Source organism: Bacillus sp. S71, assembly GCF_016625265.1.
Classification (GTDB): domain Bacteria; phylum Bacillota; class Bacilli; order Bacillales; family Bacillaceae_G; genus Bacillus_A; species Bacillus_A cereus.
On sequence record NZ_JACVUW010000009.1, the window covers coordinates 170,391 to 192,657 of the forward strand.

The following is a 22,267-nucleotide window of genomic DNA, read 5'->3' on the forward strand; positions in this document are numbered from 1 at the left end:
TCGATAGTTGAATTATCTCTCTTCTCTTATACTTAAAGTAAGAAATGAAACGAGGAGAGATGAGAGATGAAAAAAATGATAGAAGTAATCGTAGCAGTAACTGAGGTTTTAGTGAATGGTAAACAAGTTGCAATGGAATTAAATAAATAGTGAAGAAACATAAATAATTCTACACTTCTTCATTATTTTGATTTCTTATCTCAAAAAAGCAGTGCCTTTTAGGCACTGCTTTTCGCTATTAATAACTTGGTATTTTCGTAATTTGCGCCACGCCCGAATCAATAGCTGCTTTCGCTACTGCTTCTGCAACACTTGGAACAACTCTTTTATCTAATGGATTCGGGATTACATAATTCGCATTACGTTCTTCGTCAGTAATGATGTTAGCGATCCCATATGCTGCCGCTAATTTCATCTCTTCTGTAATATCAGTTGCGCGCACATCTAACGCACCGCGGAATATTCCGGGAAACGCCAATACATTATTTACTTGATTCGCATAATCCGAGCGCCCAGTTCCTACTACAGCTGCCCCAGCCTCTAATGCATCCTCAGGGAAGATTTCTGGAATTGGATTCGCCATTGCAAACACAATTGCTTTCTCATTCATCGTCTGTACAAGTTCTTTCGTTAATACGTTAGGAGCAGATACGCCAATAAAAATATCAGCTTGGTGAATCGCTTCTTTTAACGTTCCACGCACATGTTCACGATTTGTCTTTTTTGAAACTTCAATTTGTGCTTCGTTCATCCATGTTTCACCTTCACAAACAATACCTTCTAGGCTAACTAGCGTAATGTGCTTTGCACCAGCCTTTAATAATAATTTTCCAATTGCAATTCCTGCCGAACCCGCACCGTTAATAACGATTTTTACATTATCCATTTGTTTGCTAACAACTTTTAATGCATTAATAACAGCTGCTAAAACGACAATAGCTGTTCCATGTTGATCATCATGGAATACAGGAATATTCGTTTCTTCTTTTAATCGTTTTTCAATTTCAAAACAACGCGGTGCTGCAATATCTTCTAAATTAATCCCTGCAAATGTAGGCTCTAAATTTTTTACAAGGGTAACGATTTCATCTACATCCGTTGTGCCTAAACATAATGGGAAAGCATCTACATTCGCAAACTTCTTAAACAAAATACTTTTTCCTTCCATAACAGGCATAGCCGCTTTCGGTCCAATGTTTCCTAAACCGAGTACCGCTGTTCCATCTGAAACAACTGCCACCATATTGCCACGTGCTGTATAGTCATACACTGTTTCTTCATCTGCCGCAATTGCTTTACACGACTCCGCTACACCTGGTGTATACGTCAGGCTTAAATCATCCGCTGAATTTACCTCCACTTTACTTGTAATTTCAATTTTCCCTACTAATTCTTTATGCAATAACAATGATCTTTCATTAATTTGATTTGCTAACATACTTATAATCTCCCCTTAATTTGACAAGCTAGCTATATGAATATAGCTAGCTTGTTTGATCATGAAAACATTTTTAATAATATTGTCGCCGTTACAACCATTGCCGCCCCGCCTAAACGAGTTGAAATTTGCGCGAACGGCATTAATTCCATACGATTTGAAGCTGATAAAATAGCAACATCTCCAGTTCCGCCTAAACCGCTATGACATCCAGTTACAATCGCCGATTCAACTGGATACATCTTCATCACTTTCCCTACAAGAAAACCTGATGCTACCATTGTAAGAACAACCGATGCGCACACAACAACATATCCTACTGAAAGAACTGCTGCTACGTCTTTTAATGGAATATATAGCAATCCTAATCCAACCATTAAAGGCCAAGTTAAATTCTTCGAAATAAATTTATATAAATGGAATGCTCCTTGCTCCATTTTTGCTGGCATTAATTTAAAGTATTTCACAAGTGCTGCTGAAAAAATCATAATGATTGCCCCAGGAATACCGATGAACTTAGAAGCAAATCCTCCGAAGATGAAGAACGTACACGCAATTAATAAACCTGCTCCCATTAATGAGAAGTCAATTGGCTTCTCTGTATTTTGTTCTTTTAATAATTCTGCTTGATTGTCTGTTTTCACTAATACACCGTTACCACTAAGCTCCGGTTTCTTCTCACCTAAACGCTTCATATACCCTGCACTTACAATTGCGAACATATTTCCAATAATAGCTGCTGGAATAAGCTGTGATACAAACGTTACTGATGATTCATTTAAAATATCACTATACGCTAGCGACAATGGTAAAATCCCTTCCCCGATACCACCACTCACAATTGGTACGATGATAAAGAAGAATGTGTGCTTCATTTCAAATCCAAATAATGAACCGACCAATAACCCTACTGCTACAGAAGCTAACGTCCCTACTACTAAAGGAATAAACATGCGAACGAAACCTTGTACTAACACTTTACGGTTCATTCCTAAAATACTTCCGACTACTAAACAAGAAATATATAAATATAAAAAGTTCGATTTTTTCATTAACATAGTCGCAGCTTCCATTGAAGCTGGATTCATCCAGTTAAAAAATACAAGTAATGATGGAATAAATAACGAAAGTATTGCTGGACCGCCGATATTTTTTAAAATTGGAATTCTCATCCCAATATCGCCTAAGAAAATCCCCATGATCATAATAACTGCAAATCCACCAATCATATCTGCTGGCAATTTATTATATACAGATGCCCCATAAATAATAGCAGCCAATACTACATATAACGGTAAAGGTATAACACCGATTTTTACATTCATAATTTTAGAAGCGAAAGATTCTCTTTGTACTTCATTTCCTCCAGAAAATGATACCGCTTCCACATTCTTTTGAATTCCCATATGGCACCCCCTCGTTTTCTTAATAACAATATTAAAACGCTTTCAATAGTAAAAATAGTTTTTGTAAGTTTTGTAATTGATTTTGTAATTAAAAAAAGTATAAGCGACTTATATTAAGTCGCTTATACGTAAAACTCTATTTTCTTTTGATCAACACATCTTAATTTACTTACAGGTCTTCCCACATGTTGGTACATCATTTCGTTTTCTAACACCCCAATGTCAGTCAAAAATATTACATATTTTCGAATAGAAACTCTTGAAATTCCAACTAATTGTGCCATTTCATCTGTTGTAAACACTCTTCCATTCAGCGACTCGATCTTCTGCCAAATTAATTGCAACGTTTGCTTCGTTAACCCTTTCGGAAGCTCTTTCGTAACAGTAGGCTCCCTTTTTTCTTTTTGTAAAATTAACGAATCTAATTCCGATTGACTAATTTTTTGTTGTTCTTTCATGAAAGTAAGTTTTTCTCGATATATAGTTAATGCCTCTTTAAATCGTTCAAATGTAAATGGTTTAATTAAATAATCTACTACACCATATTGTAATGCTTTTTTAATACTTCCCATATCATGTACAGCTGAAATCATTATAATATCGATTTCTTTTTCTTGATTCCGAATATACATTAAAAGCTCAAAACCAGTCTCTTCAGGCATAAAAATATCAAGTAATACTAAATCTACTCGTGATTTCTCTAATATTTCTATCGCCGACTTTACCGAGTTAACTGCTTGAACAAGTTCAAACCCTCCTACTTGCTCTAAATAATGCGTATTTAACATCGCTACCATCGGGTCATCTTCTACAATTAAAACTTTAATCATATTTGCCTCTCATCCCTACCTTTAGGTATTTCAATTGTTATCGTTGTTCCCTTTCCTACTAATGAATGCATATGAATTTCCCCATTTATTCGCTGTATACTTTCTTTTACAAGATACAAACCATAACCGCGGTTATCTCCCTTTGTGGAATAACCTTTCGTAAATAATTCCTCTATTTCTTTTTCTTGTATACCTTTTCCCGTATCTTGCACTGTAATAATTAATATATCCCCGTGTTGTATCTTAACTTCAACTTGTTTCTGTTCACAATTCGTAACTGCCTCTAATGCATTATCAATTAAATTTCCAACAATCGTAATAAGTTCATGGATAATACTTTCATCATCTATTTCCGGCATATAAGAATCTTCACTTATAATTAATTTTATATTTTTCTCTCTAGCATAGCTGAGCTTACCGAGTAAAAAACCAGCAAATACTGGACTTTTTATTCTTTTCATAACTCCACCAATTTCATATTGATGCTCTGATACCATGCCGCTTATATACTTCTGTAATTCTTCATACTGTTTCATATGTGTAAGCCCTAATACGACATGCATCTTATTCATAAACTCATGAGATTGTGCCCGTAATGCTTCTGCATATAGTCTAATACCAGTTAGTTCCTCTGCTAGTTTTCTAATCTCTGTTTTATCACGAAATGTTGCAATTGCACCAACTATTTCTCCTTTTACATATAAAGGAACTCGATTCGTCACAATCGTAATTCCGTAAATATTTTGTTCTTCGTTTAATTGTACTTCTCCCGTTTGCAATACTTCTTTTATACGTGAATTTGGCATATACAACTCAACATCTTTACCGATAAAATCTTCTTCAAGTCCGCTTTTTTTAAATAGACGTTTCGCTTCATTATTAATTAACGTTACTCTAGCCTCTCTATCTACAGCAATAATACCTTCCTTTACAGATTGTAGCATCGTATTTCTTTCTTCAAGAATTTTTGCTATCCTGTGCGGCTCAAGACCGAATAAGCTTTTCTTTATATGTCTAGCTAGCAATATTGCTCCTATAATTCCGACTAATACACCAACTCCGACACCAATATAAATGATATGTCTACTTTCCTTAACTCTCTCTTTTACATTATCTGCTGAAATACCAACAGCCACTGCTCCAAGTTGTTCACCTGTTTTGGAAAATATCGGTACAAACACTCGCATGGAAATACCTAAAGTTCCTTCTGCTAACGATACATGTTCTTTTCCTTTCAATACAGGCCCTTCATCCCCGCCAATAAAATGATGACCTATTTTTTGAGGATCTGGATGAGATTTTCTTATTCCATCCATGTCCATAACTACAATAAATTGAACACCTGTGTTTTTTAATATCCTATTTGTATACGTTTGGATTGCAGAGGTATCTGCTTTTCCAACCAAGCCATCGATTACAATCGAATCATTCGCCACAATGTGTGCAATTGTTTTTGCTTTCTCTGCTTGGCTATCCTCCGTCGTCCGTTCTACATTATGACTAATTAATATATCTGTCACAAGTAAAGAAAAAATTACAACTGTACAAACTAACAATGTAATCGTTTTCCACAAATTCCATAGTCTTTTTCTTTTGTTCATCCCGTTAATGACTCCCCTAATTGCTGAATAGAAAAATAAGTAAGGTGATATTATTTTCACCTTACTTATCTGCTATTATTATACTTTAAATTTACTAGTCATCGCTTGTAGTTCTTCGGCCATCTCAGCTAAGTTTTGCGAAGCTGAACTAATTTCTTCCATGGAATTAACCTGTTCTTCTGTTGAAGCTGCAACACTTTGCATACTAGCTGTATTTTCTTCTGCAGCAGCTGCAATTTCATCAATAGCATTTGTCACTTCATTTGCATCTCCAGCAATTCTCTTCGTTGTTTCTACCATTTGATTAACTTGAGAAACAATATGTGTAGTAGAACTTAAAATTTCCGTAAAACTTACTTTCGTTTTTGTTACAACATCAAGGCCTTGTTGAACTTCTCCATTCACATTATCCATTGCCTTAACAGTATGTTCAATATCCGCCTTAATTTCTGCGATTAAATTTGCAATCTCTCCAGATGACTCTCCTGATTGCTCTGCTAATTTTCTAACCTCATCTGCTACAATAGCAAATCCTCGTCCCTGTTCACCTGCTCTTGCTGCTTCAATAGCCGCATTCAAAGCTAACAAGTTTGTTTGAGTAGCGATATTTTGAATTGCTTCAGAAATAGCTCCTACCTGCTTTGATTTCTCATCAAGAAGTTTAATAATAGCATCTGACTCGGATACCGATCTAGAAATAGACTGCATTTGTTTTGCGGTTTGTTCAACTAAATCTTCTCCCTCTTCAGCTCTTTCTCGCGCATGTAATGAGGAAATAGAAATTGACTCTGCGCTTCCAGTTACATCTTGAATTGCTGTATTTACTTGTTGCAATGTAGCCGCACCTTCTTCAACACCTTGACTTTGTGATTCGGCCCCACCTGATACTTGTTCCATTGCAATTGTAATTTGGTCTGTCGCATCATTTGCTTGCTGCACGCTTGCTGTTAACTCTTCTGCCGATGCTGCAACATGTTCTGCTGAAAAGCTAATTTGGGTAATAACATCTTGTAAAGACGTAGACATTTCATTAAATGAATTCCCTAATTTTCCTATGTCATCCTTGGAATGGATTGTAATTTTCTCTGTTAAATCTCCCTTACAAATTTTATATGCCGATTCAGCTATTTTTCGTAATGGCCTTGTAATAGACTTTGTAATGAAATAAATTAATACACTACCAAATGCAATAGCAATAGCAATGACAATCAAAGTCTTATAAAACACTGGACTGGCAGCTTGGGTAATTTCTTCATCGAACATAACGCCAACTACTTTCCAGCCCGTTTTCTCATTTGTTGCAAAGATTAAATTCTTTTTATCATCTTGTTCTGTATAAGACACATTTCCTTGTTTATCTTCATAAATTGGTTTAATCCAAGGATCAGTAACTTTTGCACCTGGTTTTCTAGATGGATGACTAACAATTTGCTTATTTTGATCTAAAATAACTGCATAACCTTTTTCACCAATGTTAATCATTTTGGAAATTTTTAAGATGTTATCTAAGTTTAAATTAATTCCTATAACACCTTTACCATCTTTTACTTCTTTCGCAATCGTCACTACCATATTTTTTGTAGATGCTGACTGATATGGCGCAGTAACAATTACTTTCCCTTTATTTTCATGTGCTTCTTTATACCAAGATCTATCTGTTGGATTATACCCATCAGCCATTTGAATAAATGGTTCTCTTATAAACTTTCCCGTCTCTGTTCCAATATAAATACCTTCTACTTCTGGATGAAGCTTTATATATTGTGCTAACTTCGTTCTTACTATTTCTTCTTGTCCATTTGGATATGTATCCTCTGTTAAGATGTCTGCAAAGTACGTCGCATCAACAAATTTCTCTTCTATATTTTGAGAAATAACAGTATTTAAAATCGAAATATTCTCCTTTGCTTTATCTGTCATTTGATGTTCAAAATTTGTTTTGGCAGTTTGATATGAAACACCACCGATAATAATTCCTGGTATAGTTAAAATAATAAAAAATGAAATGATTAATTTTTTATTGATACTCATACATTTAACCCAGTTAAATATTTTTTGCATAATAAGCCTCCTTTATGTAATGTAGATACTTGTGTCATTTTATACAATTAACATGTATAAAACAATATATAATGATAACATGTAAATTTTTCGTCAATTATGCATTTTTGCATATTCACTCCTTATACGTATTTTAATCATAAAAATAAGAGAACTTTAGCATTATATATGCTAAAGTTCTCTCATTTCTTAACAGCTTCTACTCTACAAAACTTCTCTTATAATCCTCAAATCTTTACCCTTCGCCTTATAGTCATATTACTAAAACTCTTCGTCCTAATTTATTTGGCGCTCTTTACATAACTAATTGCCTGACTTCCCATTTGTACCCATGCCTGTTCAAAGGTTTCTCTCGGTACTTTTACATCTAAGCTATCCTCAAGTGGATCTCGAATATATACAGATTCCTGATCATATCCAATAAGTACAACACAATGTTCATTATACGTAATAGAAACATCTCCACTATTTGTTTCCCATGTAGTAAATTCATCTTCATCTAATGGTGCAAATGTTGCATTCGTGATCATGACTACAGGTTTCCCTGCTTTTACACTCTTATAAATTTCTTCTATATTCTTCCCTGTTAAGTCTACAGCTTTATTAGGTAAATATTTTTCCGCTAACTGAAAAAGTGGCCCATGATATACACCGTATCCTGATTCAGAGAATGTATAAATATTACCTACAAATCCTTCATTTGGATTCCCGCGCACACCATCTTCTATAAAATTAACTTTTTTTATTTCATTTGCTAATGTCATCTTATCCACTGAAACACCAGCGTATTGTAACATCATCGCTAAGCTTGTCACTTCACAGCCTCTATCCAATTCTGGTAACTGCTGAATTAATGGAACATTTGATAAGATGACTTTTTCATCGTTATTACTAAACTCCGTTTCTTTTCCTCTTTGTATATTTGAGAGTGTTAACTTCTCTACATACTTTGGAATTCCATTTGTATATACACTCCATATTGCTGCACCTAGTAAAGCTGTACATATATACCACTTCAATTTTCTTATCGCTTTCACGCCCTTATTAATTCGTTAAATAAGAATAAAATGCGTCAGCATCCGTTCGTATCATCGGTACAAAATTTAGTTCTTTTCCTTTTTCAGGCTGATCTTTTTTTATCTTTTCCGCTAACTCTTGAATATTCATATTCATTTTATCCATATTAAGCTCATCTGCCATTTGTAGCACCTTTTGTTCATTAATTTCTCTTAATATTTGATATATATCTTTACCATACAAATCAATATGATATTTTTTTGCTTCTTCCTGTACTTTTTGTTCGTACACTTCTTGTGCTAACTCTTCAATCTCTTTTCCTTTTTGAGAAATGTCTAACTTTCCTGCTTCTTCTCTTACTTTCTTTCCGTAGATTTCTTCCGCGATGTCTTCGATTTCTTTTCCATCTGTCGAAATACCTAATTTATCTGCTTCATCTTTAATTTTAATCGCATTAATTTGAGTAATTAAATCTACAATTGATGCATTCTCTATAGATATACCTAGCTTTAATGCTTCTTGCTTTACTTTTGTTTCATAGATTTCTTCTGACAGCGTCCCAACATCTTTTCCTTCAATCGATATGCCTAACTGCTCTGCTTCCCTTCCTACTTCTGTTTCATGAATTTCTTTTTCTAGTGTAATTTGTTCTTTTCCTTCCGTTTCAATACCTAGTTTCTCTGCTTTTTCTTCTGTATGCACTGCATGTATCTTACCATTGTTCAATTGTTCTTTACTGCGCTGTGTGTAATCTGTCTTTCCTTTTTGTGTTTCAGAAGGAGAGGCACCCCCTAATATACTTAAACTCATTACTCCAATAGTGAATACCGTCATCATTTTCTTTTTCAAAATCAATTCCTCCCTCTTCCACTTTCTTTTACATCATTCCCTATACATAATCGAAATAACGTTATGATCGATATAATCTGCTCAAATACCTTTTTATAATCGCTTCTTCATACGGCGAACTTTCTGTATATCATACATGTTATAAATAGTTTCTTAACTTTCCCTTAAAAAAAGACGACCTTGTAAAAACAAGGTCGTCTTCTTACTTATATTTTTTGGTTTTTAGGGAAAATCACTTCAAAACAAGTGCCATCTCCCCATTTGCTCTCTACTGATATTTTTCCATAATGCTTTTCTACAATCCAATTTGCAATTGAAAGACCTAATCCAGCTCCTTCTGACGTACTTCTTGCTTTATCCCCTTGATAAAAACGATCAAATAATTTCGGGATATCTTCTTCTTTCACTCCTATCCCGTCATCTTTCACCTGTATACGAATTGAACTACTCGTTTGCGTGCAATCGATTTGAATATGCCCACCTTCGTTTGTATACTTCATCGCATTATCTAACAGTATGACCATCATTTGATGAATCCGCTCTCTATCCCCCATAAAAGATACACCACGTTCTACTTTTAGCATCATTTCTTTTTCTTGATAAGAAGCAATCTCTTTATATGGAGCTACTATTTCTTCTAACAATTTATCAAGTTCAAATGTTTTCTTATCCATCTCAATTTGATTAGAATCAGAACGTGCTAGCAATAATAAATTACTAACGAGTTTCGATAACCGCCTACATTCTTTTGAAATTGTAGAAATATCCATCGCTTTTTCTTCTATCGTAGCCGATGGTGACTGGAATAAAACATCCGTTTTTGATTGAATAACTGCAAGTGGTGTCCTTAGTTCATGTGATGCATCAGAAACGAATTGCTGCTGTTTCTCCCATGAATTTTGAATAGGTACGAGTGCTCTACCAGCTAGGAAAAAACCGATACCTATCGCACAGAGGCTTCCTATGCTACAACCTATAACGAGGATTAAAAATAAAGTATTTAACATTCTTTCTTCCGCTGTTATATCTCGCACGATTTGAACTATTTCTCCATCTTTTTGAAGCGAAAATGATCTAAAATATCGTTCTTGTACTTTAATATCTTGTAAATCCTCTAATTTTTTTGGAGAAAACTTCTCCAAATTCTCTTCAAAAATAGAACAAAGTTTACGGTTATCTCCCTCTATTTTCACTGTTTTTCCATTCCAAGTTATTCTAACTATTCGCGGATCTCCAATTTGGATATTCTCCATGCGTTTTCTTGGTGGTATTTTAACATCTAATTTTTCTCTATACTGAGCCAGCATTTTTATAGATTGATCCACTTCATTATAAATACGCTTATATGTGTACGAATAAATAATACTACCTAATATACCTATTAATAGGATAAATACTAATGAATTCACTATAGTCAAACGAATGCGTGTCTTTTGAAACATACTTCCCTTTTTCATTGTTCTTTTAATATATATCCAATACCTCGAACGGTTTGAATATCTTTCTGATAACCGAATGGCTCTAATTTTTTACGCAAATGATGCACATACACTTCCACAATCGCTACTGTCGTATCTGAATCAAATCCCCAAACACGATCAAAAATTTGTTCACGCATTAAAATCTTCTCGCTATTTTGAATAAGATACTCTAGTAGCTCATATTGTTTCAATGTCAACTTAATACTTTGTCCATCTACTTGAACATCTTTATCTTTTCCGAACAATTCAATCCCTTTATAGCGAATCGTTTGCTGCGTTGTTAAACTACCACTTCTGCGTAGTAAAGCGCGAATTCTCGCTTTTAATTCAGGGGCCTGAAATGGCTTAACGATATAGTCATCTCCACCAAAGTCCAATCCCTTCACCCGATCTTCTAAAGAATCTCTCGCTGTCAAAAACAGGACTGGTGTTTCAATCTTTTCATCACGTATTTTTTGAATCACTTCAAATCCGTCCATCCCTGGCATCATCACATCCAGCAAAATTGCATCATATATATTTTGAAGAGCTAAAAACAATCCATCTTCTCCATTTATTGCCGTATCTACTTCAAATTCATCACGCAAAATTTGTACGATAGACTCTAATAACGAAGCATTATCTTCTACTACAAGTAAACGCATGCTCTCACCTTCCATCAAATAGTTCAATTCTATTTATTATTACATTTCTTCTCTTCATAACAAAAGAATGTAGTTACATTACGTAATTTCATTTTTAACTATTTCCTTCTAAAATTTTGAAGTTTTATTATAAAAACTTTGTCTTAAATTTAGCTTAATAAAAAATTGAAAGAGATAAGATTCCTCTTATCTCTTTCAATTTTTTATTACATATACCTTTTTACTCGGCAACTCTAAACAATTTAGCTGACCGCCATACACAGCCCCGCCATCAATTCCAATAATACGATTACTACCAAAATACACTCCGCACTCCTCACTACCATGAAGCGTTTTTGTTTCCGTATGCCCAAATACAACAACCTTTTCACCGCTATATCCATTATGAAATTCATTACGGATCCACATTAACGTATATGGTTCAGATTCAGAAACTCGTTTCATCGGTTCAACCCCAGCATGTACAAATATATACTCTTCTGTTTCAATATAATGATCTAATTCTTGAATAAACTTTATATGTTCCTCTAATACACGAGAGTGTAAAATTGGTTTTTGGAAGTCTTTCTCATTAACCACAATATCTTCTTCTACAAATCCATAGCTATATAATGTCTTATCTCCACCATTTCTTTTTACCCAATGGTTCCATGAACGTTCCTCATTTGTCGTTAACGCCTTAATCATCATATCTTCATGATTTCCCTTTAAAATGAGTGCTCCCTCTTCTTTCAATTCTCTTACCTTTTCAATTACAGCACGCGCATTTGGACCACGATCTACATAATCTCCCAGTAAGATTAATTGATCCTGTTTCGCATCATATTGAGCTTCTTCCAATAACTGTTCGAACTTTTCTATCTCTCCATGAATATCACTAATAACAAGAATTCTTTTCATATTATCCCCCCTCTTTCTAATTATAGTTCAAAACAACAGAAAATTCCGAATCTTAATCTTGAATCATATTTATCACGCATTAATGGGCCGTAAGACCCCCACTGATTAAAGTTTCACTTTATTACAAACTAAACTATTATCCTTACAACAATGTAAGTCTCTTGTCATCCAATTCGATAGTTGTAATTACTGTATTTCCTTATACTGAAAGTAAGAAATGAAACAAAAAACAAGGAGAGATGAGAGATGAAAAAAGTAATGGAAGTTGTAGTAGCGGTAGTAGAGGTTTTCGTAAATGGTAAACAAGTCGCAATGGAGTTAAATAAATAATGAAAAGGACAACATTCACTCTAGACCCTTTACTCATATAAAAGAGATAAGACTTCATCATTTCTTTGATCCCTTATCTCCCTATAAAGAAAGCCGTATCCCTTTTAAGGATACGGCTTTCTCTTATTTTTGACTCGTACGAGCTGAAATGCTAATTGCTCTATCTGTTGCTTTGGCAGCTTCATCTAACGCTTCTTTACTATTCTTCCCGTCATACATCGCTTCTAATGCTTTTACAACTGCATCTCGTGATTCTGGGAATACACTAATTAAAGCCCCTTGTGTTGCTGGAGATTGCTTCGTCGCTTGCAATTGATCTACTGTTACTTTCAACTGTGGATATTTTTCATATTGCTCTTTTACTAATGGCTCATTATATGCATCTGGATTAATTGAGAAATAACCTGTTGCAGTATGCCATTTTGCTTGTACGTCTGGCTTCGTTAAATATTTCATAAAGTCCCAAGCACCTTGTTGCGTTTCTTCTGAAACCATATTCGTCATCCATAATGATGCTCCACCAATAACAACACCATTTTGTTTCGAATCCTCTGGATACGGAATATATGAAACACCTACATTAAACTTAGATGCATCAATTAAATCACGAACACCTGCTGAAGAATCTAAATACATAGCAACTTGTCCAGATTGGAACGCGGCACGAATATCATCCCAACTTGCTCCATACTTTCCAAGTGCGCCAGCTTTATTTAAATCATCTAACATTCCAAATACTTTCTGTCCTTCTTTACCGTTAAATACCGCCTTCTTTGCAGCATCTTTACGGCCGTTTTCGTTATCTACATATAAAGCACCTTGTGTCGCTAACAATTCTTCAAAGAACCAACCGTAGTTAAGCATGGAGAATCCATATTGTTTTACATTTCCGCCTTCTTTAATCGTTAACTTTTTCGCTGCTTCTTGTAATTCCGCATATGTTTTTGGAGCTTTCTCTGGATCTAAGCCCGCCTTTGCGAAAGCATCTTTATTATAAATTAATACTGGTGTAGATGAATTAAATGGCATAGAATACATTTTTCCATCAACTGAATAATAATTTGTAATTGCTTTTTCTAATTTTGACGTATCGTACTTATCTTTTTTTATCCAGCTATCAATTGGTGTGATTTTTTTACTATCAATCATATATTTCGTTGTAATTTCACTCGATTGAACAAGCGCTGGCGCTTCTTTCGTTGCAGACATCGTTCTAAATTTTGTTAAAGACTCTTCATATGTCCCTTGGAACTCTGCCTTTATCTCATATTTATTTTGTGACTTATTATAGTCTGCAACAAGACCATCTAGTACCCCTTGTGTTTTTCCACCCATCGCATGCCAGAAGCGAATTACAGTTTTATCACCATTTTTTTCAATTGGTGCTACTTTTGCCTGTGCTTCAGGTTTTCCCTCTGTTTTACTATTTGAACAAGCTGCACTAGATAATGCCATTGTTGCTGCCATTAATAGAGCAGCACCTTTTTTAACTAGACTCATTTAAATCTCACCTTCTCTTAGTTATTTAATTGCACCTTTTGTTAATCCTTGTTGTAATTGCTTTTGCCCTAAAAATAGTAAAATCAATGTTGGAATAACGATAACCGTAACACCGGCCATTACGCTTCCCCAATCAGTTGCAACTTCTTGAGACTGAAGCTGCTTTACACCGATTTGCACTGTTCTTACTTTTTCATCAGTGGTCACTAAAAGTGGCCATAAATACATATTCCATGTTGTTAAAAAGCTATATACTCCAAGCGTAATAAAACTCGTTTTACAATACGGTATTACAACGCTGAATAAAAATCTTATATTTCCAATCCCTTCAATAAAAGCAGCTTCTTTCAGTTCATTCGGGAGTGTCATAAAATGTTGACGTAACAAGAAAATACCGAAAGCTGTTGCAAAAAACGGCACTGTCATCCCAGCGAAACTATTGATCCAGCCAAAGTTTTGAATCGTTAAAAAGTTAGGTACCATCGTTGCTTCCCACGGAATAAGCATCGTTGAAATAAACAGGAAGAAAATTAAGTTTCTCCCTTTAAATTGAAGAAAAACAAAAGCATACGCCGCTAAGCTTGATACGATAAGTTGTCCAATCATAACGACTGTCGATACAATTAAACTGTTATATAAGTATGTAAAAAGTGGTACTTTTTGAAAAATATTAATGAAATTATCAAAAGTAAATTGAGTTGGAAATAACCTTCTCATTTGAATATCGTCTGGTGTCATAAAGCTTATTAAAAACGCATACAGTACAGGAAAAAATACCATTACTGCACTAATTATGAGCAGCATGTATAATAAGAAATTTTGCTTCCACTGTTTAACAATCATTTATAATGCACCTTTCTCTCAGCAAACTTAAATTGAAGTAATGTAGCAATGAAAATGAAAACAAATAATACCATCGCTTGTGCACTTGCTGTTCCAAATTGATGATTCACAAACGCCTCTTTGTAAATCGAGTACACAATTAAATTCGTTGCATCATTCGGTCCACCGTGCGTTAAAATATCAATTTGTCCAAAGCTTTGGAACGCACTAATTAACGTTACTGTTACAATAAAGAATAAAGTTGGCGATAGCATCGGTAATGTAACACGGCGAAGCTTATATAAATAACTAGCACCATCTATAGATGCACTCTCATATAAAGACGTATCGATATTTTGTAAACCACCTAATATAACTAAAAATGCAAACCCTGTATTCACCCAAACTGTTGTAACTGATACAGAGAATAGTGCCCAGTCCGGACTCGTTAACCATGCGATTGCAGGAAGATTCATAGCGGCTAATATATTATTAAATAATCCTACACTTGGATGAAATAAAAATAGCCAAATCACTGCACTAGCAGCTACTGAAATTCCCATCGTCGAAGAAAACAGAACTCGGAATAACCCAATACCTCTTACCTTTCCATTTGCAATCAATGCAAGAAACAAAGCAAATATAATACTTGTAGGCACTGTATATAAAACAAATAGTAAAGTTGATTTTATACTTTTGTAGAAGGCTGGATCAGAGAATAAATATTGATAATTTTCTAAGCCAACGAAAAGATTAGCTTCTCCATGTATATCGGTTAAATAAAAACTATAGTAAATCGTCCTAAACAATGGATAGAACAGAAAAATCGAAAATAGCAAAATAGATGGCGCCAAAAACAATAATCCTATTCTTAAATCTTTCGTTCTCCCCCATATTTTTTTCTTTTTTGACACCTTTGTTTGAACTGGTAACTTACTTACTTCGATCATTATTTCGCCACCACTTTCAACTCTTCTTCAGCTACCACTTTTAAGCGTTCATTCGTGTTTTCGTTAAAGAAGCATAACTTTTCTTGTGAGAATAATAATTTTACTTTGTCACCTTTGTTCAAGAGTAACTGTCCGATGACTTTCGCACTCCAAGTTGTTCCATTTACCGCAAAGTTTAATATAGATTCATTCCCTAATACTTCTACAGATTGCAGCGTCACTTCTTGTCCTTCCTCAGACAGTGCAATATGCTCAGGACGCATGCCTATACGAATTATTCCTTCTGGTAATTGCTTTAACTGTCCAATAGATAATGGAATTTGCAATTTCCCTATATGTAATACACCTTTTTCTTTATCCACTTCTCCATCATTTATATTCATAGAAGGAGAACCTATAAAGCTTGCAACAAATTCGTTTGCTGGTTCGTTATATATGTCAAGTGGTGTTCCAACTTGCTGTATACTTCCTTTATTTAAAACCATGATACGATCTCCCATAGTCATCGCTTCTATTTGATCGTGGGTAACGTAAATCATCGTAATTCCTAATCGCTGCTGAATTTCTCTAATTTCAATTCTCATTTGCGCACGTAATTTCGCATCTAAATTCGAAAGTGGTTCATCCATTAAACAGATTGGTGCTTGACTCACGATCGCCCTAGCAAGCGCAACACGCTGTCTTTGTCCGCCTGATAATTGACCTGGTTTCATTTTCACATACTCTTTCAGTCCTACCATTTCAATAGCTTCCATTAGTCGCTTTTGTCGCTCTTCTTTTTGTACTTTTCTTACCTTAAGTCCAAATAAAATATTTTCTTCTACAGATAAGTGTGGATATAATGCATAATTTTGAAATACCATTGATAGATTACGGTCTTTCGGCTCTAGATCATTTGCAACACGTTCATTAATAATTAAATCTCCCGAAGAAATCTCTTCTAAGCCAGCGATCATTCGTAATAATGTGCTTTTCCCGCATCCCGAAGGTCCAACTAAAACAAAAAATTCGCCCTTCTTAATATGAACCGATACGCCTTTAACCGCTGTCTCTTCTGCATTTTTATATACCTTTGAAACATTTTTCAATTCAATCACAAAGTTGCACTCCTTTTTTCTTCATGTATCCATACTTCATAATGACTTGTTGAAATCGCACTTGCTCCTGCACGAATTGCAATTTCCGCATCTTCTCGCGTTTGAATCAACCCGCCTGCAATAATAGGAAACTCTATTTCCTCTACTAGCTGTTTAATTATAGAAGGCATAATCCCCGGCATAATCTCTACTGCATTTGGTCTAGTCGTTTTACAATTTTCAATTGATTTAGTAAGAGATAAAGTATCTACAATAAAAATACGTTGAATTGTTTTCAATCCAATTTTATTAGCATTTCGAATTGTCGAACCCTTTGTTGAAATAATACCTTGTGCCCCGATAACATCTTGAATATACAAAAGCGCTTCCTCTGTATTCGTATTTAAACCTTGTATAAAATCACAATGAAGAAATACATCATGTCCATGTTTCTGCAATTCATATACACGCTCTGGTAATTCCAGCATTGAACCAGTCATAAGAAAAACTGTTTTCGGCAATTTTTTGTATGCTTTGTATCCTTTCCAATCCTTTATCATCGCAATATAAGGTTCTTTAAACATTTATTCCACCTAACTGTTCTATTTTTATCCAAACTAAAAACACCTACTTACATAGAACGCCTTTCTCCTTATTTGAACTCTAGGGAATAGAGCACACCTAAGAAAGTGGCACATTATATGTAAGTGGGTGTTCTCAAATGTTCTCTACCCTAGTTATTTTGTTACCTTTACTATATTACGCATTTATTAAGTCAGTTTTGATAGATTGTTAATTAGGTGTTAACCGAATGTTAATATTCACCATATCACCATTTACATTAATCTATATATTTAAATACAAACAAATAGAACGAAACAATACTTAAAATTCAATCAATATGTAAATTCATTCCATAGTTAATAAGTTTTAGTTTGCTTACCACTGCTTGCGAAGCAAAGTTATCCCAAGCAGTACTATAAAGTGGAATGCGCTTTTCCTCTTGTATTGATAAGGCCCAGGCTGTAACAACATCAGTACCATATCCATTCCCTTGAAATTCCGCTAAAGTTTCCACACTTGCCTCAGCAGCTACGGGCGTACTTCTGGCACTGCAACAAACAGAAACTACCTTTTCATTTTTTACAATTGCAAAATAAGGTTTCCTCCATTCCATCTGTTCTATTAGATTAGGAAAATTTTCTCGCAAAAGCTCTCTATTCTTCTCAGTTATTTGTATTGCTCTAGTCGGCTTATGTAAATTACTATGAAACATGAAAGCAGGACCCATCCAAATATTTTCCACTGTTCTTTCTTCATTTAATATATTAATAATCTTTGCTATCTCTATATGCTTTGAAGGTTCTCGAATTAACTTCTCAATCTTACTTACCGTTTCATCATCCACATTACAATGATATCTCGTTATACTCCCTTCACGAGTTCTGCCAAGAAAAAAACGTGGTGCTTTCGGATTTCCTTGTTCATTTACATATTTCATTTTTCCTACTTGATTATGAACAAATAAAACCTCTGCCTGAATTACTATTAAATCAAGTTTTGAGAGCCTCATTTTTATCCTCCTTATTTACTCCATATACCATCCATTCATAATCTATTTTTCATGTTCAAAATAAAAATCCCATTTAAATACACATTACTGAATCCATCATACTAACTGATTTCTTCATTCTGTCTATCTAAATGGGATTATTTTTCGTTTTTTACTCTACTGGTTGTTGTGGCTGTACTACTTCATTCGCTCCAGCTAACCTCAACATATTTACAATATCTTTAAAACCTCTTTTTTCAGCGTATTGCAGTGGCGTCAGATGTTCCTTGTTAGCCATGTTTACATCTGCACCGTGATCAATAAGCAATTGAATTACTTTCTTATGGTTTTCACTACCATTTCCTAATACAATTGCTTCTAATAGCGCTGTTCCACCACGTTCATTTTTATAATTCACATCAATATCTGTATGCTCTAATAATTCTTTAACAACCTCTACATGGCCACGTTCAGATGCAGAAATAAGTGCTGTCCCACCTGACCTAGTCGTTTCTTTCGTATTAACTCCTGCATTAATTAATACTTTTACAATATCCGTATATCCTTCTCTACTTGCATAAAGAAGTGGATTACTTTTTTTCTCATCTTTAATTTCAATATTAGCACCTGCACCAATTAATGCTTTAACTGTCTCTACATGATTTTGGTACGTCGCTGCAAGGACAGGCGTTTCTCCGTTGTCACCTTCTACGTTTATATTCGCTCCATCCTGAATCAACTTCATAGCTGTCTCTGTGTCTCCAAGAGTAGCTGAAAGTAACAACTGTTTGTCCATTAAATTTATACTTTTCTCTTCTTTAGATTCTTCCTGTTCTTTATGCTTCTCTTTTTTCTTTTCATTTTTCACATGAACCGGTTTCGATTCTGGTTCTTCTTGCTTATCGCAAGCCACTACCGTCATTAAAAGTCCTAATAAAATACATAATAAAATTTTTTGTTTTCTCACAACTACAGCTCCTATGAAAGATAATGTTTTCTTAACCATTCCTCCATCACATACAATAACTCTTCTTGAGTACATTTATCCATAAGCCCTTTAGATTCCTTCTTTAATCGGATTATCTTAAGCTTATACTATGTTTCTCAACCTATTGAAATGATACGCCTGATGGCCCCATCATTAACATTATGAAGCAATTAGTTTAGCACGTTTTTACCGCATTTGTATACATTTCTAAAAAGTACATAAATGATTGCTTTAGGTTACTATATTCCATTGTAACCGTTCTGCTAAAAATTTTACACCTTTTCTATATTTGCACCTGAGTAATAATAGAAAAAGACAACTACATAGTTGTCTTTTTCTATTAATGATGTCCACCATGATTTCCTGCTTTCGGTTTCCCCATCATCTCTTTATTCATTTCCCATTTATGCTCTGCTAGCTCTTTATACGAAAGAACTTTCCCCTTATAGTTAGATACAAAGCTCTCTGCATCTTTTTTATTTTTAAATGAAATGACATTATAAGCCATCGGTGTCGTTATTGTTTTATCATATACGTAAGTAGCGTCTTCTAACGAAATCCAATCTTTCGAATCATAATCTCGGACAAATTTCTCTTTCGTCTTTTCATCTGAGTTGATCTCCATCCATTTATACATACAACCGATATCATCAAACTTTAACGCTTTTCCATTTTCTAAAATAATTTCTGTTGCAAATTGATTATCTGTTACCCCAATTTGGCAAATATCACATTTATCATGTTTCTCATCAATGGTAACAGCTGCTGTTTCCTTTTTTCCACACCCGACTACTGTAAATACGAAACATAAACATATAACAAGTACGACATATTTTACTTTCATCAATATTCCTCCCTAGAAACCGTATACTCCACGAAAAGAATACCAAAAGGTTGTGTGAGATTTGTGAAAAAACAATGTGCTTTTTGTAATATAGGAAACAAAAAAAGATGTGTAGTTCTTTCTACACATCTCTCATCACTCACAACCTGTAATTAATAAATCATCTTCTAATTTAACTAATAATGTATCCGCACTAATTTCCTGTCCAACTTCTACATTTACCAATCTTATATTTCCACTAATCCCGACTGCAATTTTTTTTAGCTCACCGTCATTTTTTCGGATCATCAGTAATTTTTCCCATTCATATACGTAAGAAGATTCATTAATAAAAATCTCCTCTACTTTTCCTTCATAAGAGCTATAAATCTCTTCTATTCTCGTTTTCATATAACATCTACTCCCTATTTCACACTTCACTATTTTCATCTTATTCTACCATTCTTACGAGGAGTGGCTTACTTTTTAAAAATTCAAATTAACTACCGTGAACAAAATGAACAAAATAAAAATTATGCTTCTAATGATGTTATTTTTCAAATTATTTACCATTTGAATAGATGCTTTTATTATAAATAAAAAACCTTTTTCTGAATTTTTATTCTATTTTGAAAGCGCAATCATTCTTTTGAGGGGGAAATTACATGTTAGCACTACTTGGATTTGCGATGGTATTTGTCTTTATGTTTTTAATTATGACGAAACGTATGTCAGCACTAGTAGCCTTAATATTAATTCCGAGTGTTTTTGCAGTAATTGGCGGATTCTATGCCAATATGGGGCCTATGATGTTAGAGGGGATTCAAAAATTAGCACCTACTGGTATTATGCTTATGTTCGCTATTTTATATTTTGGGATTATGATTGATAGCGGTTTATTTGATCCTGTCATTAGTAAGATTTTAAAATTTGTAAAAGGAGATCCTTTAAAAATCGTTGTCGGAACGGCTATATTGACTATTATCGTTTCTCTAGATGGTGATGGTACAACAACATACATGATTACAGTTTCCGCAATGTATCCACTATATAAGCGCCTTGGAATGAACCCCCTCATATTAGCTGGAGTTGTTATGTTAGGGGCGGGGGTAACAAATCTTACACCTTGGGGTGGACCCACAGCTCGTGTTATGAGCGCACTTGGACTTGAGGCTTCCGAATTATTTACACCTCTTATTCCAGGAATGATTGCTGGTGCAATTTGGGTTGTTTTCGTTGCCTACTATCTTGGAAAAAAAGAAAGAAAACGTTTAGGAATTATGGATGTACAGTATTTAAAACAAATGCAAACAATGGATGAGCAAGCTGCAACTGTTGAAGCTGCAGCGCATAAACGCCCTAAACTTCTATGGATTAACTTTTTATTAACCGCTGCATTACTTGTTTGTCTCATACTAGAAGTTATGCCGTTACCTGTTTTATTTACAGTCGCTTTTGCTATTGCTGTTATGATTAACTATCCAAACTTAGAGCAACAGAAAGAACGTATTGCTTCTCATGCAGGGAATGTATTAGCAGTTGTTTCTCTCGTATTTGCTGCCGGTATTTTCACTGGTATTTTATCTGGAACAAAAATGGTAGATGCAATGGCTAACAGTGTAGTAACTCTTATACCAGATGCACTTGGACCACAACTACCAATTATTACAGCACTTCTCAGTATGCCATTCACATTTTTCATGTCTAATGATGCATTTTACTTCGGGGTATTACCTATTTTGACGAAAGCTGCTGCTACTTACGGAATTAGTGCAGCTGAAATGGGACGCGCTTCCTTACTTGGGCAACCCGTTCACTTATTAAGTCCTCTTGTCGCTTCCACTTATTTATTGGTCGGAATGGCCAAAGTTGATTTCGGTGAACATCAACGCTTCACTTTATTGTGGGCCGTTGGAACGACAATGGTTATGTTAATTACCGGAATTGTAATTGGGATTATTCCAATATAAGATGCAAAAAAACAGTAGAAGAAATAAAA

General features: G+C 34.5%; 20 protein-coding genes and 1 pseudogene. 1 reads left to right on the forward strand and 20 read right to left on the reverse strand.

The genetic code is table 11. The annotated features are described in order from the left end of the window. Positions 1 to 238: 238 nt before the first annotated feature. The 20 genes and pseudogenes from IBT51_RS19640 to IBT51_RS19730 form a co-directional block, all read right to left on the reverse strand. Positions 239 to 1,438, reverse strand: a complete 1,200-nt coding sequence (locus IBT51_RS19640; RefSeq protein WP_000880781.1) for an NAD(P)-dependent malic enzyme — start codon at positions 1,436 to 1,438, stop codon at positions 239 to 241. Positions 1,439 to 1,497: 59 nt separating this feature from the next. After that, positions 1,498 to 2,844 carry a 2-hydroxycarboxylate transporter family protein gene (locus tag IBT51_RS19645; RefSeq protein WP_200458548.1) on the reverse strand — a complete coding sequence of 449 codons (1,347 nt, stop codon included), beginning with the start codon at positions 2,842 to 2,844 and terminating at the stop codon, positions 1,498 to 1,500. Positions 2,845 to 2,966: 122 nt separating this feature from the next. Continuing rightward, a complete protein-coding gene (locus IBT51_RS19650) occupies positions 2,967 to 3,674 on the reverse strand; it encodes a response regulator (RefSeq protein WP_053565282.1) in 708 nt (235 codons plus the stop codon). After that, positions 3,671 to 5,275 carry a sensor histidine kinase gene (locus IBT51_RS19655; protein ID WP_200458549.1) on the reverse strand — a complete coding sequence of 535 codons (1,605 nt, stop codon included), beginning with the start codon at positions 5,273 to 5,275 and terminating at the stop codon, positions 3,671 to 3,673. Before IBT51_RS19655 ends, IBT51_RS19650 begins: the two co-directional genes overlap by 4 nt. Positions 5,276 to 5,353: 78 nt before the next feature. Beyond that, positions 5,354 to 6,301, reverse strand: coding sequence for a methyl-accepting chemotaxis protein (locus IBT51_RS27445; protein ID WP_433846465.1), 948 nt, complete (start codon positions 6,299 to 6,301; stop codon positions 5,354 to 5,356). Beyond that, positions 6,293 to 7,336 (reverse strand): annotated as a pseudogene (locus IBT51_RS27450) (cache domain-containing protein); the annotation flags it as partial. The gene IBT51_RS27445 and the pseudogene IBT51_RS27450, both read right to left, overlap by 9 nt. Before the next feature lie 281 nt (positions 7,337 to 7,617). Next, complete coding sequence (locus tag IBT51_RS19665) at positions 7,618 to 8,373, reverse strand: C39 family peptidase (RefSeq protein ID WP_200458551.1); 756 nt, start codon at positions 8,371 to 8,373, stop codon at positions 7,618 to 7,620. A 7-nt stretch (positions 8,374 to 8,380) separates the two neighbouring features. Continuing rightward, complete coding sequence (locus IBT51_RS19670; protein WP_200458552.1) at positions 8,381 to 9,202, reverse strand: transporter; 822 nt, start codon at positions 9,200 to 9,202, stop codon at positions 8,381 to 8,383. Between the two features lie 206 nt (positions 9,203 to 9,408). Beyond that, complete coding sequence (locus IBT51_RS19675; protein WP_082188062.1) at positions 9,409 to 10,659, reverse strand: sensor histidine kinase; 1,251 nt, start codon at positions 10,657 to 10,659, stop codon at positions 9,409 to 9,411. Further along, on the reverse strand, positions 10,656 to 11,327 hold the full coding sequence (locus IBT51_RS19680; protein ID WP_053565530.1) for a response regulator transcription factor: 672 nt from the start codon (positions 11,325 to 11,327) through the stop codon (positions 10,656 to 10,658). The genes IBT51_RS19675 and IBT51_RS19680 overlap by 4 nt, the downstream gene beginning before the upstream one ends. A gap of 195 nt (positions 11,328 to 11,522) precedes the next feature. After that, a complete protein-coding gene (locus IBT51_RS19685) occupies positions 11,523 to 12,227 on the reverse strand; it encodes a metallophosphoesterase family protein (protein WP_000821972.1) in 705 nt (234 codons plus the stop codon). A gap of 453 nt (positions 12,228 to 12,680) precedes the next feature. Further along, on the reverse strand, positions 12,681 to 14,057 hold the full coding sequence (locus IBT51_RS19690; RefSeq protein ID WP_098679337.1) for an ABC transporter substrate-binding protein: 1,377 nt from the start codon (positions 14,055 to 14,057) through the stop codon (positions 12,681 to 12,683). Positions 14,058 to 14,078: 21 nt separating this feature from the next. Further along, positions 14,079 to 14,900 (reverse strand): carbohydrate ABC transporter permease, encoded by an 822-nt coding sequence (locus tag IBT51_RS19695; RefSeq protein WP_000635946.1) that lies wholly within the window; start codon positions 14,898 to 14,900, stop codon positions 14,079 to 14,081. Next, on the reverse strand, positions 14,897 to 15,829 hold the full coding sequence (locus IBT51_RS19700; RefSeq protein WP_000573794.1) for a carbohydrate ABC transporter permease: 933 nt from the start codon (positions 15,827 to 15,829) through the stop codon (positions 14,897 to 14,899). Before IBT51_RS19700 ends, IBT51_RS19695 begins: the two co-directional genes overlap by 4 nt. Next, on the reverse strand, positions 15,829 to 16,926 hold the full coding sequence (locus IBT51_RS19705; protein ID WP_000571382.1) for an ABC transporter ATP-binding protein: 1,098 nt from the start codon (positions 16,924 to 16,926) through the stop codon (positions 15,829 to 15,831). The genes IBT51_RS19700 and IBT51_RS19705 overlap by 1 nt, the downstream gene beginning before the upstream one ends. Next, the gene (locus IBT51_RS19710) at positions 16,923 to 17,489 is read right to left on the reverse strand and encodes a glycerol-3-phosphate responsive antiterminator (protein ID WP_064531964.1); all 567 of its coding nucleotides are present in this window, start codon (positions 17,487 to 17,489) and stop codon (positions 16,923 to 16,925) included. Before IBT51_RS19710 ends, IBT51_RS19705 begins: the two co-directional genes overlap by 4 nt. 308 nt (positions 17,490 to 17,797) lie before the next feature. After that, the gene (locus IBT51_RS19715; RefSeq protein ID WP_200458553.1) at positions 17,798 to 18,478 is read right to left on the reverse strand and encodes a GNAT family N-acetyltransferase; all 681 of its coding nucleotides are present in this window, start codon (positions 18,476 to 18,478) and stop codon (positions 17,798 to 17,800) included. Positions 18,479 to 18,629: 151 nt separating this feature from the next. Beyond that, complete coding sequence (locus tag IBT51_RS19720) at positions 18,630 to 19,499, reverse strand: ankyrin repeat domain-containing protein (RefSeq protein ID WP_000287335.1); 870 nt, start codon at positions 19,497 to 19,499, stop codon at positions 18,630 to 18,632. 286 nt (positions 19,500 to 19,785) lie between these two features. Then, positions 19,786 to 20,289, reverse strand: a complete 504-nt coding sequence (locus tag IBT51_RS19725; protein ID WP_200458554.1) for a nitrous oxide reductase accessory protein NosL — start codon at positions 20,287 to 20,289, stop codon at positions 19,786 to 19,788. A 135-nt stretch (positions 20,290 to 20,424) separates the two neighbouring features. Continuing rightward, on the reverse strand, positions 20,425 to 20,679 hold the full coding sequence (locus tag IBT51_RS19730) for a hypothetical protein (RefSeq protein ID WP_000857376.1): 255 nt from the start codon (positions 20,677 to 20,679) through the stop codon (positions 20,425 to 20,427). 254 nt (positions 20,680 to 20,933) lie between these two features. Here IBT51_RS19730 and IBT51_RS19735 point away from each other — a divergent pair, with 254 nt between their 5' ends. Continuing rightward, on the forward strand, positions 20,934 to 22,238 hold the full coding sequence (locus IBT51_RS19735; RefSeq protein ID WP_053565293.1) for a CitMHS family transporter: 1,305 nt from the start codon (positions 20,934 to 20,936) through the stop codon (positions 22,236 to 22,238). Positions 22,239 to 22,267 lie beyond the last annotated feature (29 nt).

Bases quoted from the DNA above. Each gene is read 5' to 3' on its own strand.
- IBT51_RS19675 (WP_082188062.1), bottom strand. From the start codon at position 10,659: ATGAAAAAGGGAAGTATGTTTCAAAAGACACGCATTCGTTTGACTATA.
- IBT51_RS19725 (WP_200458554.1), bottom strand. From the start codon at position 20,289: ATGAAAGTAAAATATGTCGTACTTGTTATATGTTTATGTTTCGTATTT.
- IBT51_RS19715 (WP_200458553.1), bottom strand. From the start codon at position 18,478: ATGAGGCTCTCAAAACTTGATTTAATAGTAATTCAGGCAGAGGTTTTA.
- IBT51_RS19645 (WP_200458548.1), bottom strand. From the start codon at position 2,844: ATGGGAATTCAAAAGAATGTGGAAGCGGTATCATTTTCTGGAGGAAAT.
- IBT51_RS19695 (WP_000635946.1), bottom strand. From the start codon at position 14,900: ATGATTGTTAAACAGTGGAAGCAAAATTTCTTATTATACATGCTGCTC.
- IBT51_RS27445 (WP_433846465.1), bottom strand. From the start codon at position 6,301: ATGTCTACGTCTTTACAAGATGTTATTACCCAAATTAGCTTTTCAGCA.
- IBT51_RS19700 (WP_000573794.1), bottom strand. From the start codon at position 15,829: ATGATCGAAGTAAGTAAGTTACCAGTTCAAACAAAGGTGTCAAAAAAG.
- IBT51_RS19680 (WP_053565530.1), bottom strand. From the start codon at position 11,327: ATGCGTTTACTTGTAGTAGAAGATAATGCTTCGTTATTAGAGTCTATC.
- IBT51_RS19735 (WP_053565293.1), top strand. From the start codon at position 20,934: ATGTTAGCACTACTTGGATTTGCGATGGTATTTGTCTTTATGTTTTTA.
- IBT51_RS19720 (WP_000287335.1), bottom strand. From the start codon at position 19,499: ATGTACTCAAGAAGAGTTATTGTATGTGATGGAGGAATGGTTAAGAAA.
- IBT51_RS19650 (WP_053565282.1), bottom strand. From the start codon at position 3,674: ATGATTAAAGTTTTAATTGTAGAAGATGACCCGATGGTAGCGATGTTA.
- IBT51_RS19640 (WP_000880781.1), bottom strand. From the start codon at position 1,438: ATGTTAGCAAATCAAATTAATGAAAGATCATTGTTATTGCATAAAGAA.
- IBT51_RS19690 (WP_098679337.1), bottom strand. From the start codon at position 14,057: ATGAGTCTAGTTAAAAAAGGTGCTGCTCTATTAATGGCAGCAACAATG.
- IBT51_RS19710 (WP_064531964.1), bottom strand. From the start codon at position 17,489: ATGTTTAAAGAACCTTATATTGCGATGATAAAGGATTGGAAAGGATAC.
- IBT51_RS19655 (WP_200458549.1), bottom strand. From the start codon at position 5,275: ATGAACAAAAGAAAAAGACTATGGAATTTGTGGAAAACGATTACATTG.
- IBT51_RS19730 (WP_000857376.1), bottom strand. From the start codon at position 20,679: ATGAAAACGAGAATAGAAGAGATTTATAGCTCTTATGAAGGAAAAGTA.
- IBT51_RS19685 (WP_000821972.1), bottom strand. From the start codon at position 12,227: ATGAAAAGAATTCTTGTTATTAGTGATATTCATGGAGAGATAGAAAAG.